This window comes from Erwinia typographi (assembly GCF_000773975.1).
Taxonomy (GTDB): domain Bacteria; phylum Pseudomonadota; class Gammaproteobacteria; order Enterobacterales; family Enterobacteriaceae; genus Erwinia; species Erwinia typographi.
In genome coordinates this window covers 1-13,210 of record NZ_JRUQ01000110.1, presented here as the reverse complement: position 1 = coordinate 13,210, position 13,210 = coordinate 1, and the positions used below count along the sequence as shown (strand labels likewise).

Below are 13,210 nucleotides of genomic sequence, written 5' to 3'. Positions count from 1 at the left end.
GATTCAGGGGGCCAGTCTAAGAAGCAAGCCTTTCACGGCAGATCGCACAGCAAAAATCCCTTAACGAGCAGCATCAAAAAGCCCTGAAGTATATCGACCAGCAAAATGTACGCAGTGATGCGCTTGAAGACAGCAGAGGGGTGAGCAGCCGTGAAACGCAAAGAAACAAGGAGCGCAGGCAACTGACCCTGGCGAACTTCTCTCCCGATGATTACAAAGCTGCCAGTAAGGCTCAGGAAGCTTATTATGCGAAAGAAGATGAAATGCGCGGTGACTGGTTGTCTGGTGCTAAAGCTGGGTGGTCAGAATATCTCGATGCGGCAACAAACGTGTATTCATCAGTACAGAGCGTAGCGACAAGTGCATTCAGTGGTGTCTCCGACATGCTGACTAATTTGGTTACGACTGGCACCGCCTCTTTCAAGCAGTTTTCGATCTCCATTCTCAAGATGATTGTGGACATCATCAATAAATTACTCGTTGCGTATGCTGTTCAGGAGGCGCTGGGCTGGGTATCTGGAGGAGTTTCTTCATCTGGTGGTAATTCTGGTATGGCCGTAACAGGCAGCAACTATGGCAATCTTTCCTTTGATAGTGGCGGATACACAGGTGATGGCGGCAAATACGAGCCGAAGGGCGTTGTCCACGGCGGTGAGTTTGTTTTCACCAAAGAGGCGACAAGGTCAATCGGAGTAGACACCCTTTACGCCATGATGCGCGGCGCTAATGGTTATGCTGACGGCGGTTATGTTGGCAAAGCTCAGATGTATGGGCTGCAATCATCTGGAAGCGGTGACACCATCGTTCAAACCTCAGTGGTTGTACAGAATGATAACTCCCAGCAACAAAGCGGCGTTAATAGCGACGCCATCACCAAAGCCTACCAGCAGACAATTGACCGGTCAGTGCGTGACGGCATAGCGAGAGAAACTCGGCAAGGTGGCATTATATGGAATGCCCAACAAAGGCGATAAGGCTCACTTCGGTGGGCCTTTTTACTGCCCGGAGAAATTATGGCAATCGAAACATTCACCTGGCGTACTCAAATTCAAAGTGGGATGGAGGGCACCTTCGATCACCGTGTCAGAACGGCTCAGTTCGGAGATGGCTACAAGCAGGTAAGCGGTGATGGCATCAATCCTGAAACGCAAAGCTGGCCTGTTTCAATGGCAGGGCGAAACGCTGAAATGCTGCCGGTACTCACGTTTATCCGTAATCACACAGTTAATTCGTTCATCTGGACCCCGCCATTTGGTGTTGCTGGCCTCTATCGTGTAGTCAGCGACTCTGTCAGGGCATCCCCACTCAGCAGCACTGCAATGACTATAACGGCTACTTTTGAGCAATCATTCGCTCCATAGGTAAAACATGGCTATTAACTCTGACTTACAGAAGCTGGAGCCGGGAAACCGTATCCGGCTGTTTGAAGTGGATGGAAGCAAGTTCAATGCGGATATTCTGCGCTTCCACTCCCACACTATCGCCCATACGCCAGAAGAGATTGCCGCTGCCGGCGGAGATGAATCAAAGCTCCCGGCGAAATCCATCTGGTGGCAGGGGAATGAGTATGGCGCGTGGCCGACGCAAATTGAAGGTATTGAGGCATCAACCGATGGAACAAGCGCGCAACCAAAACTGTCCGTAGCAAATCTTAACGGCTCAATCACTGCTATGTGCCTGGCCTACGATGACATGCTTCAGGCAGTTGTGACAGTGCATGACACTCTTGTGCAATATCTTGACGCGAAGAATTTCGCTGGCGGTAACTCTACAGCCGACCCGACTCAAGAAAAGCTTCAGGTGTTCTATATCGACAGCAAAAGCCAGGAAACCAATCAGGTTGTGGAGTTTACCCTGTCCAGCCCAATGGACTTGCAAGGGCTCATGATCCCGACCCGGCAACTTCATTCCCTTTGCACCTGGTGCATTCGGGGTAAATACCGAACCGGTGATGGTTGCGATTATGCCGGAACCAACTATTTCGACAAGCACGGCAATCCGGTTGATGACCCGTCGCAGGATGTCTGTAATGGCACTCTGAACAGTGGATGCAAGCCCCGATTTGGAGCAAATAACCCACTATCCTTCGGTGGCTTCCCTGGTACTTCTCTAATCAAGAGCTAAGCATGCGACAGAAAACCATCGACGCTATCATGCAACATGCGGCGGAATGTTACCCATCTGAGTGTTGCGGGCTGGTATGCCAGAAGAGCAGAGTAGAACGCTATTTCCCATGTCAAAATCTTGCTACTGAGCCAGCCGAACACTTCCATCTTGCGCCAGAGGACTACGCTGCCGCTGAAGACTGGGGGGCGGTAACCGCTATCGTGCACAGCCACCCTGACGCCACCACTCAGCCAAGCGAACTTGATAAGGCCCAGTGTGACGCAACAGAGTTACCCTGGCATATCGTGAGCTGGCCTGAGGGGGATTTACGCACAATCCTGCCGCGCGGTGAATTGCCGCTTCTGGAGCGTCCATTCGTTCTGGGGCACACGGATTGCTGGGGGCTGATAATGAGCTACTTCAGGCAGAGGCATGGCATAGAACTAACCGACTACAGAAAGGATTTTCCGTGGTGGGAGGACCAGCACGAAGGCAATTTTTATCAGGATTGCTGGCATGAATGCGGATTTCGTGACTTTGCGGGGCCGCCACAACTGGGCGACATGGTCATCATGCAGGTGCAGGCCAATAAGTGGAATCATGCCGGGATATTGCTGGAAGACAACATGCTCCTTCATCACCTCTATGGGCACCTGAGCCAGCGAGTACCCTACGGCGGATACTGGCGTGAGCGCACGATGAAAATTGTGCGATACAAAACTCTGTTCTGAGGACCACAAATGAACTACATCGAATTATCTGGTGTTTATGCTGCGCCGGATGGCTCCCCTTTGCCTGGTGTTCAGATAACAATCACCTCTTTGTCCGTTTCGTCTCAGGCATTCCCAAATATCAACATGACTAAAACCACCGGGAGTGGTGGAGAGTACTCGTTCCTGGTGTCGCCTGGCAGTTACCGGGTTATTGTCAGGATGCCTGGAGACCAGAGTACAATCGTCATTGGGAAAATGAACCTCCAGGAAGGAAGTGAGCCCGGAACGCTGAATGACTATGTCATTTTTGCTGAGCCGGTGCTGGCTACGCCTACCGTATATTCAGAGATAAAAAGCTGGCACGAAGAGACCCGCAGCATTTCTGCAGATGTCTCTGGCCAGGTGTCTGTTGTTACCGTCGCTGTTCAGGAATCACAGGAACATGCGCAATCATCACTGGCTGGTGCAGAAGCGGCATTATCAAGTGCCGCGCAGGCAAAATCCTCTGAGGATGCTGCAAGACTGGAAAGCGAGTCTGCAGCCAGTGCGGCAAGCAGCGCACAAAATTATGCCGATACGGCAAAATCTGCGGTAACGACTGCAAACGTTTATCCAGACGTAGCTACCGGCCTGGCTGCAACGTCTTCCGGTCAGTCATTTTCCGTTGCCCAGGGAACCAGCGCAAATTCTGCGGTGATCATCTACCTGAATAGTAATGGTGTGGCTCAGGCAATCGCAGAGGTGGCCGGAACAGCCCGCATCAACCTGATTTACAACACCGCTGAATATGCCCGTCAGTTTAATGACAATCTGGCCGATTCAATGGCAAGCCAGGTCGCCTATACAGATGATGCTGCCACGACGACCGCGCTGCTTGCAGACAGCCAGTTACGCATATTACTGGGCATGGATCACGATGAGCGTCGCCTTAACATTTACGGACGCCCTGCTACCACTGTAGACGATCTGAATAACGCCAGCGGTGACCGATGGAGCTCAGAGGATGACGCAGAAGTAATCTTGCTGGCCGACAGCGCAGGCCGGAAGTTGCTCAATCTGAACATTGGAGAGCGGCGTCTCTATGCGTTTGGCAGCCCAGTGGGTGATATCAGCGAGATTGAATTGCCAGAAATGGCCGACCTCCCATCATATGGGCAGTCGCTCTCAATCAGCTATCTTGGCTCGCCCGGTCTTTCGACGCCAACGACCAATACCTACATCTTTACCGGGAACATGAAGACGTATAACCAGACGCTTTCATCCCTGTCACTGCTGTCCGCCTCAACATCAATCGAATACCACGAAAAATCGATGATGCACGAGCTCAATAGAGTGGTAACAGACTCCGGGCAGTACTGGCTGGTGTCGGCGTCTGGTGTTGAGGGCTACTCAATGGCTCAACTGGAGCCGGGCACTGCGCCGTGGACGCAGTTCATGGCACGCATTGACAAAGCCCGCGAGCTTTCAAATGGGCTGGGCAGGCAGTATGGCATGGTTGCCCTCACATTTTTTCAGGGAGAGGCCGATGCGTTCCTTGGCTCGTCCTATGACTACTACCGTGAAAAGATGCGGTTAATTCAGTCCAGCACCGCGGTTAAGGCTTTGTCCGTCTCAGGTCAGCCAGGTGACATCCCGATGATGATTTACCAGATGGCCTCCCATGGGCGTTACGCAGGGACGACGGAAAACCCATCGTATGAAATCCCACTGGCGCAACTGGATGAGGCCATTGATAACCCGCTGATACAGATGATAACCCCAATGTACATCTTCCCATACACGGATGGCGTGCACCTGATTAACCACGGCTACCGCTGGCTGGGATGTTACCGGGCCAAGGCGGTTAAGCACTGGATTCAGACGGGTACGCCCTGGAAGCCTGTTTACCCCATTGCTGTATACAAATCCGGCCCATCAACGATAGTGGCCGATTTTCACACCATGCCAGGACGGCGGCTCCGGTTCAGTACCGATATTGTGACTCAGGCCACTGACGGGATGAACGGATTCGAATTGTGGGGTGAGAGCGAGTCCGGGGAGCGTACACGCCTGGCTATTTCTGCTGTGCAAATTATCGGCCGGAGAAAGGTTAAAGTGACGGCCTCTGATTCGTTCACCACCTTCAGCAAAATTTATCTGGCCTATGCTTTCACGCCTGAGAACAGGGGCGATAACGATGGTTCCGGGCGCTATCCTTCATGGAACTCCGGCCCGACAACGGGGGTGCGGGGAAATCTTTGTGACGATGACGACGCAACAACCGATTTATTGGACGCAAACGGCACGCCATACCCCCTACAAAACTATTGCGCTATTTTCTTTAAAGAGGCCATCTGATGAGCTACCTATTTAACCGTCTTGGTTTCGAAGTGCCTTTCGATGGTGCTCAGTATCTCGACGAGAGCAAAGTGAAAAAAGTCGTTACGCTGCCACCCGTACCGCAACCAGGATTTACTGACTGGCTCCTGGGCGCCAGCGATACCAGTCTGGTAGCGACTGATGGCACGATGTTAACCGCATCTGATGGGGCGCTAACGTGGAATTCTGCCAGCGTCAATATCGGAGCTGCCACCGGTTTTAACGCCCTGAAAACACCATATGCCGACAGTCAGACGTACACGCAGGCCATTGTATTCAGGCTGGACAGCGCGGCCGCCTATGTTATTTGCGGTTCGCTGACTCTCAGTGGTGGCGACGGTCTGCAAAAAAATGCTTCTGGTGCTCTGTGTTATACCCGGCGCAATGGCTCCTCTATCACGGCGACGGCCCTGACGGTCAACGCCACAGCAGGAAATCTTATTTTTGTCGCCTTTACGAGAAATGGCGATAACGTGACGATCCTGGTGGGCGGTAGTAGTCCTGTCACACTCAGCCAGAGTAAATCGGCTGGCTCTATTGTCGGTATCGGTAACGCAGGTATCACGACAGCCGGTTACTCGAAAGCACTGGAGGTGGCTGAGTATCTCTACAGGCCGACACTATCTACCGCTGATGAGCTATCGCAAATCTACGCTGATACGAAAACGCGATGCCAGGCGAGGGGGCTATCCATTGTATGACCCCCTATAAAGACATTGGCGGGAGACTGGTAACTCGATATGGGAATAAACAAACGCTACAACCAGAAGGGGTAACCCGCCTAACGGCGGGTTTCCAATATCAAAAGGAACAGTAGCCACCTTTATGATGGGAGCCTGTACCTCCGTGTGGATGTTGCCCTTTTGGACAAGCAAACGCTGAAGTTGACATAACGCTCAGCACTGATACCAGAAGGATCGCTGTAATTTTTTTCATAGTATTCCTGTTTGTAACTTGCTGTGTGGGAAAAGCCCCACACTCAATATACACTTATGGATTGCAATAGGAATACTGATAAAAGATCAGCGGTTTTAAGCTATAGACAGCTATAACATGGTCTAAGGGTGCCAGAAGATAGAGCCAGTATTGATTTTATCTGACCAAAAGTGAGGTGAGGCAGTGGTGGATGGCGCCGGGTTACGACAAGCGTGTTTACATTCCCCCTCATGGAAGAGATTGGACGGGCAATATCGAAAGGATTTAAGGCTTACTGACGTGGTATAGAAGATGGCGGGGCGATTGGCGAAGTTATAAAAAACCCGGCCGTAGCCGGGTGATCCATTACTTACTCCTTACCAGAAAAGACCAGCATTTGTAGCCATATTTGTGAGCATCTAACACCTTACGCTCACTATCTGGTGTGCCTGCTTTCGCACGTGTTCTGCGAAAACGGCAGTGTCTCCATCTGTAACCTGGAGGTGCTTCTTTTGTAGCTATTGTGCGTAAAGTCATCGACTTCACCTAACCTGTGGGTGAAGCACACCCCACAAGTGTCTTGCGAGTAAGGCGAGGATCCACTATTGTACCTTTTCAGAAGCAGTACGGTCGTGGGTGCCTTTACCCTCGATCTGAGCATTTTCCCCGGCAAGGGAATGTGCTCAAATTTCATTGAGGCCGAGCGTAAACCTTCAAGATTGAAGCGATACGCTCGGCTTCTTCGTTTGTTAAATCCGTTGGAATCCCGGGTATGGTTAAAATCATGCCTGGACGAAGAGGAATTGGAACGTCGATGGTTTCGGTGTCACCACGGACTTCGCGATTAAGAACGGTTACCGCCCTCGCTGGTAAGCGCTTCCTTGTTCGAACATTCGGGACTACTGAAGTATCTTCTTCGCTCACACTATTACCTCCTTTGATGTATTCCAAAAACTTATCAACCGCACTCTGGTAACGGCTTTTATAAACCTGAACTGTTGTTGAGGATGGATGGGTCTCTGAATTTCTGAAGTGATCTTCAATCAGATGATCGGCTTCGATATTTCTGATGTCACTACTTTCGTCATGGAGGTCGAGGTAATGATAGGAGTTAAGCAACAGATTCGAAGTGTTTTTCAAATTCCTTGCGGTTGCCTCATTGACGTCAGGCGCCTCATGCAATCTTTCCAAAAAAATCTTGAACGCATTGATGCTGTAATCTTCTTTCATGCGCACCTCGTAGAAAAAACTTGATGAGGTAAGCATACGATCGATCGTCGTAGCAAATCAATACTAATAATTCGATCGATGTAACCTTTTTTATATCTTGATTAATCGTGATTGTATGCTCAATCAAGCCGTGTCAAGGAAAATTTCGTTGCAAGTTTGTGGGCAAATAATTTGGTATGTTCTGCGGGCGGGTGGGAGCTAAACACACCACCCGGCGGGTTTTCTTGTTTAAGGGGAGTAAATGAAGATATCAAGCGCATTTTTCGGAAAAAAAAGCTTCTACATTCGCGCCGACAGCCAGTCTGATTTCTGGGTGCTACTCAGCAACAGACTTGGCTGGGGTAAATTTTCAATTGTGGAAGGAAGAGATTCTACGTCAGGGCTTTTTGAATTAACTGAACTGCGTGCGGCAGGTTCAGAACCCCCTGAGTCAGTAGTTGTAGCGTCAAATGTTTTATTGAGTCGGCAGGAAGTTCTTTCAGCTTATCTAAAAGACCTTTCTTCTTCTCAGGAGGCAGAGCTGAAGAGTTTACCACCTCTTGAAGGGCTTCGAGAGTATCAGCGTGAAGTCGCACGACTAAAACATTTAGAAGGGAGCTGAGACCTTCATCACCGATAAGAAAGTCGATACCTTTTTCGGTCAGTCTGCACGCTGTTGCGTTGAAAACATAATCAACACTTCCACTCAATGCTGAGACAACAACGAATGGCTTCTCAATAAGCCCATGCCTTTCAAGATAAATAGCATTGGCTACGAACTGTTTATAATCGCTAAATTTTGCAATGAGTGCATCTTCCTGGGCTTTCCGAAGTGGTGAAGGGTCAGCATCCATAAGCGCATTGAGAATTTCCAACTGCAATGCTCTGTCATATTTTTTAGTATCCATGCCTGCATCCTCTGCTGTGTGTAGAAGCAGCGTATCCTGGGGAAGAGATTACAGCCATCCTGACAGATGATCAGTGCTTATGATTTGCGTTGCCTTGCCCATCCTCTGTGATAGGATTATTCCGAACACTTACTGATGGGGATAGGGATGTGAAAAAGGTGCTTATTGCTGTGATGATTGGGATTGCCATGTCTTTGACTGGATGCATGTCAACTCCTTCTGCAACCCAACTAAGCAATGCTTACTATGGTGAACTACCAACGATATATAAAGAACAAATACAAAATTCTATTGGCGATGGACTTAAAGATCCTGACTCGGCCAAGTATAAATTTGGCGAACCCAAAAAAGCCTACCTTCAAGGTGGATTGTCCGATAATTTCAAAATGCATTACGGGTGGGTAGTTCCAGTATCTGTTAACGCTAAAAACAGCTACGGCGCATATGTTGGTTACAAAACTCAATATTATATGTTTGTAGATGGGCAGATGATAGATGCCACTCTCAAGTTTAATTCAGGCTACGCTAAGGCAATATAATAGGTGCTCTATGAAAAAAATATTTATCGTTCTCTTAGTGTTGGTGCTGGGTGGTTGCGCAACGAAACCTGTTTCAAATCAAGCAGCAAAGACTGTTCCTAAAGATAGAATGTTAAATACGTCTCTCCTAACGAAAACGTCAGCTGACGCTGGAACAGTAACAATAAAAAGAGATTCTGGATTTGCAGGAAGCGCTTGCTTGACGCGTGTTTATATCGATGGAAAAGAAATCGCAGATCTGGACACTTCTGAAAAGGTCGTAATTTTCCCATCCTCAGGAAATCATGTGTTTAGCGCTTGGCCAAAGGGAATATGTGGTGGCGGGATGGTTGAGGTTACAGGAAATGTAGATAGGGATAAACCATTGACCTACCGAATAGGTTACGGAACGAACGGTGATTTCGGTCTATACCCAACAGCTTTTTGATAACAGGCCCGCCTTATACGGCGGGTTTTTCTTTTAGAGGTTCATATGCAAGAAGTAATGACACAAATCGAACTCGGCGGTGTACTTGGTAAAACGTTCGGCAAGACCCACTATCGTTTGATAAGTACCATTCATGAAGCAACGAGGGCTTTAGCTGCGACAGTGGATGGTTTCGAGAAATTCATGATTACTAGTAAGCGGCGTGGTTTAACTTATGCTGTTTTCAGGGGCAAGAAAAATATTGGAGAAGATGATCTTGGATATCCTGTAACTGGTGATGTTATCCGAATCGTACCTGTAATCATGGGTAGCAAGAAAGCTGGATTGTTGCAAACCATTCTAGGTGCGGTTCTAGTGGTGGTAGGGGTGGTTACACAGCAGTATTATTTGTCCGCCGCTGGCGTATCAATGGCACTTGGCGGGGTCATCCAGATGCTCTCTCCCCAGACTGCCGGACTAGCCAGTAAGCAGGATGCTGATAACCGGGCATCGTATGCATTCGGTGGAGTGACGAACACAGCAGCTCAGGGTTATCCGGTGCCACTTCTTTACGGCAAGCGCCGTATTGGTGGGGCGATTATCTCTGCGGGGATTTATGTCGAAGATCAACAGTAAGCCGAAAGGCGGGAAGGTTGGTGTGAAAAATATCGGGCAATCAGAAAAAAGGGCATACATTGATGCCCCAATGATTATTGCAATAGAAATTAAGAAATCTTCACTTTGTTCAAGTTGGCTAAAACGATTTCTTTCTCTTTTCGTATGATTGCGGGTGAAATCCCCGGTGCATTGAATGTAGCGTTGTTGATTAATTCCTCGACACCCTCACGCTTGACTACGCCAGCTTCAATCATGACTGAAAGGACATAAAGCGTTAATTCACTTCTTATCAATAAGTGATTAACTTTCCCAGTAACTTCTTGAAGCTCTCTGTCGATACGTTCAATTTTTATATCATTAACAGATGTCATTTCGTTTCCTTACATAGAGGTAATCAGCCATCCCTCGTTGCTGTGTGCGACCATGCCCCAAACATGGACGGGCTGAATATTCAACATACGCTTATCGGTAAATCAGCAACATCCTGATATTCGATCAGTTATCAAACTGTGGCCGTCATCGTGCGGCCTTTTTTTATGGGCGCAATATGGCAACAGCAACCGCAATTAGGGGCCGCAAGGGCGGCAGCTCTTCATCACGTACGCCTGTCGAACAGCCTGATGATCTCCAGTCAATCGCAAAGGCAAAATTACTTATCGCCTTGGGTGAAGGAGAGTTCGGAGGCGGATTGGATGGCACCAGTATTTTCCTGGATGGCACACCTCTCGTTAACAACAGCGGCGGCAGTAATTTCAGTGGAGTAGCCTGGGAGTTCCGTTCAGGTACACAGGCGCAAACCTATATTCAGGGGTTGCCGGGGACCGAGAATGAAATCAACGTTGGCACTGAAGTAAAAAGCACGACAGCCTGGACCCACACATTCACGAACACACAACTATCCGCTGTACGCCTCCGTATCAAATGGCCTTCTTTGTTCAAACAAGAAGATGATGGTGATCTGGTTGGCTATTCCATAAATTATGCGATCGATCTGCAAACCGATGGCGGCTCATTCCAGACAGTTATCAATACCGCCGTCACTGGCAAAACCACATCCGGTTATGAAAGAAGCCACCGCATCGACCTGCCACAAGCTGGCAGTACCTGGACCGTTCGTTTACGTAAAATCACGGCTGACGCCAATAGCGCAAAGATTGGCGATGCCATGACGCTACAGAGTTACACAGAGGTCATCGACGCAAAGTTACGCTATCCGAATACTGCACTGCTCTACATTGAGTTTGATTCCAGCCAGTTCAACGGTTCTATTCCTCAGATTTCGTGTGAGCCTAAAGGGCGTGTCGTACGCGTTCCTGACACTTATGACCCAATCGCTCGAACATATAGCGGGACTTGGGCAGGCGCATTCAAATGGGCCTGGACTGATAACCCGGCCTGGGTCTTTTATGACCTGGTCGTTACTGACCGTTTCGGACTGGGTAACCGGCTGACTGCTGCAAATATTGATAAGTGGGAATTGTATCGGGTTGCTCAGTATTGTGATCAGATGGTGCCGGACGGGAAGGGCGGCAGCGGAACAGAACCGCGCTATATCTGCAATGTGTACGTACAGGACAGAAACGACGCTTACACCGTCCTGCGTGACTTTGCGGCCATCTTCCGTGGCATGACTTATTGGGGCGGTAATCAGATTGTAGCCCTGGCTGATATGCCGCGAGATATCGATTACAACTATACCCGCGCCAATGTAGTAGACGGCCTTTTTACCTACTCCAGCAGCACAACTAAAACCCGCTACACGAACGCTCTCGTCTCATGGTCTGACCCGGATAACGCCTATTCGGACGCTATGGAACCGGTATTCGAGCAAGACCTTGTAACACGTTACGGTTTTAACCAGCTTGAATTGACAGCCATAGGTTGTACCCGCCAGTCTGAGGCAAACCGTAAAGGCCGCTGGGGAATACTGACCAACAATAAAGATCGCGTTGTCACTTTCTCTGTAGGCCTTGACGGCATGATCCCTCAGCCTGGCTATATCATCGGCGTTTCTGATGAAATGCTATCAGGGAAGGTAACGGGCGGACGCATCAGCTCCGTTAACGGGCGCGCTATCACGCTTGACCGCATTCCTGACGTAGCAAATGGTGACAGGCTGATCCTGAATCTTCCTTCCGGCACTTCACAAAGCCGCACGGTCCAATCTGTGTCCGGGAAAGTTGTAACCGTTACAACGGCTTATGGAGAAACACCGCAGGCGGAAAGTGTTTGGGTCGTTGAGTCTGACGAACTTTACGCTCAGCAATACCGGGTAATCAGCGTTTCAGATAACAACGACAACACCTTTACCATCTCTGCTGCTTACCATGACCCTGATAAGTATGCGCGCATCGATACTGGCGCCATCATCGACGAACGCCCGATTAGTGTTATTCCACCAGGAAGTCAGAACCCCCCTGATAATATCCAAATCGGTTCATATTCAGTAGTGAATCAGGGTATCAGCGTGCAAACCATGCGTGCCACATGGGATGCGGCAGCCAATGCCATCGCATACGAAGCTCAGTGGCGTCGTAATGACAGTAACTGGGTTAACGTGCCTCGCAGTTCCACTACATCCTTCGAGGTTCCCGGAATCTACGCAGGTCGCTATCTGGTACGAGTGCGTGCGGTTAACGCGGCGGAAATTTCCAGCAACTGGGGTTATTCACAGGAGGTAACGCTTACCGGAAAGGAAGGCAATCCGCCAAAACCGGTAGGGTTCGCGGCCACTGGCATAAACTGGGGCATTCTGCTGAGTTGGGGGTTCCCGGAAAATACCTCAGACACGCTTAAAACCGAAATACAGTACACGGCAAACTCCGATCAATCAGAGCCTCTCTTGCTGTCGGATGTTCCCTATCCGCAGGCTACCTATACGCAAATGGGGCTCAGGGCAGGCCAGGAATTCTGGTATCGGGCGCAACTGGTGGATAAGACGGGGAATGAATCTGGTTACACCGACTGGATTCGGGGAATGTCGAACGATAATGCTGATGATTACCTGGTAGATATTGCTGGCGATTTCCTTACCTCTAAAGACGGTGACCGGCTTACCAGCGACATCGAAACCAATATCGACGCAATCCTTCATAATGCGCTCAGCGTTAATGCCACTGTAGATCACCAGTTCCAGCAAAATGGCGAGGTACGGGCTGACATACTGACTGTCAAAACAACCATTGCCGAGGTTGATAACGCGCTGGCCGATCTAACCACTCAGGTACAGGCACAAATTGGTGACATTACTGCATCATTAGAAGACAAGTTGACAGCAGTTGTCGACGGGGATGGTGCAACAGCAATCTACACGCTGAAGACTGGCGTTCGCATCAATGGCGTGACCTATAACGCTGGGATGTCCATTGCCGTTCTGGCTCAGTCCGGTCAGGCGGTTGTGACTCGAATTGGGTTCAATGTGTACTGGTCAAGTTAAAC

General features: G+C 49.5%; 13 protein-coding genes. 10 read left to right on the top strand and 3 right to left on the bottom strand.

The window, feature by feature from the left end:
* The first annotated feature begins 41 nt into the window (after positions 1-41).
* The 6 genes from NG99_RS26685 to NG99_RS26660 are packed head-to-tail and all read left to right on the top strand — an operon-like array spanning position 42 to position 5,878.
* Positions 42-974: a phage tail tape measure protein gene (locus tag NG99_RS26685; RefSeq protein ID WP_084110648.1), complete on the top strand. Its 933-nt coding sequence runs from the start codon at positions 42-44 to the stop codon at positions 972-974.
* Positions 975-1,013: 39 nt separating this feature from the next.
* Complete coding sequence (locus NG99_RS26680) at positions 1,014-1,361, top strand: phage tail protein (protein WP_034899762.1); 348 nt, start codon at positions 1,014-1,016, stop codon at positions 1,359-1,361.
* Between the two features lie 7 nt (positions 1,362-1,368).
* Positions 1,369-2,124, top strand: a complete 756-nt coding sequence (locus tag NG99_RS26675) for a phage minor tail protein L (protein ID WP_034899760.1) — start codon at positions 1,369-1,371, stop codon at positions 2,122-2,124.
* A gap of 2 nt (positions 2,125-2,126) precedes the next feature.
* A complete protein-coding gene (locus NG99_RS26670) occupies positions 2,127-2,837 on the top strand; it encodes a C40 family peptidase (RefSeq protein ID WP_034899758.1) in 711 nt (236 codons plus the stop codon).
* 9 nt (positions 2,838-2,846) lie between these two features.
* On the top strand, positions 2,847-5,156 hold the full coding sequence (locus NG99_RS26665; RefSeq protein WP_072017688.1) for a carboxypeptidase-like regulatory domain-containing protein: 2,310 nt from the start codon (positions 2,847-2,849) through the stop codon (positions 5,154-5,156).
* Positions 5,156-5,878 carry a hypothetical protein gene (locus NG99_RS26660; protein ID WP_034899754.1) on the top strand — a complete coding sequence of 241 codons (723 nt, stop codon included), beginning with the start codon at positions 5,156-5,158 and terminating at the stop codon, positions 5,876-5,878. Before NG99_RS26665 ends, NG99_RS26660 begins: the two co-directional genes overlap by 1 nt.
* A gap of 904 nt (positions 5,879-6,782) precedes the next feature.
* Here NG99_RS26660 and NG99_RS26655 read toward each other — a convergent pair.
* The gene (locus tag NG99_RS26655; protein ID WP_034899752.1) at positions 6,783-7,322 is read right to left on the bottom strand and encodes a hypothetical protein; all 540 of its coding nucleotides are present in this window, start codon (positions 7,320-7,322) and stop codon (positions 6,783-6,785) included.
* 371 nt (positions 7,323-7,693) lie between these two features.
* Positions 7,694-8,209 (bottom strand): hypothetical protein, encoded by a 516-nt coding sequence (locus tag NG99_RS26650; protein WP_034899750.1) that lies wholly within the window; start codon positions 8,207-8,209, stop codon positions 7,694-7,696.
* A 149-nt stretch (positions 8,210-8,358) separates the two neighbouring features.
* On the opposite strand from NG99_RS26650, the gene NG99_RS26645 reads away from it, so the two are divergent.
* From NG99_RS26645 to NG99_RS26635, 3 genes are read left to right on the top strand one after another with little or no spacing between them, the layout of a single operon-like run.
* Positions 8,359-8,748: a hypothetical protein gene (locus NG99_RS26645; RefSeq protein WP_034899748.1), complete on the top strand. Its 390-nt coding sequence runs from the start codon at positions 8,359-8,361 to the stop codon at positions 8,746-8,748.
* A gap of 10 nt (positions 8,749-8,758) precedes the next feature.
* On the top strand, positions 8,759-9,175 hold the full coding sequence (locus NG99_RS28695) for a lipoprotein (protein WP_034899747.1): 417 nt from the start codon (positions 8,759-8,761) through the stop codon (positions 9,173-9,175).
* Positions 9,176-9,220: 45 nt separating this feature from the next.
* Positions 9,221-9,790, top strand: a complete 570-nt coding sequence (locus NG99_RS26635) for a tail assembly protein (protein ID WP_034899744.1) — start codon at positions 9,221-9,223, stop codon at positions 9,788-9,790.
* 89 nt (positions 9,791-9,879) lie between these two features.
* On the opposite strand, the gene NG99_RS26630 is transcribed toward NG99_RS26635, so the two are convergent.
* Positions 9,880-10,143: a hypothetical protein gene (locus NG99_RS26630; protein ID WP_052130893.1), complete on the bottom strand. Its 264-nt coding sequence runs from the start codon at positions 10,141-10,143 to the stop codon at positions 9,880-9,882.
* A 176-nt stretch (positions 10,144-10,319) separates the two neighbouring features.
* Between NG99_RS26630 and NG99_RS26625 the strand changes: the two genes are divergently transcribed.
* Positions 10,320-13,208 carry a host specificity protein J gene (locus NG99_RS26625; RefSeq protein ID WP_232298375.1) on the top strand — a complete coding sequence of 963 codons (2,889 nt, stop codon included), beginning with the start codon at positions 10,320-10,322 and terminating at the stop codon, positions 13,206-13,208.
* The last annotated feature ends 2 nt before the right edge of the window (positions 13,209-13,210 follow it).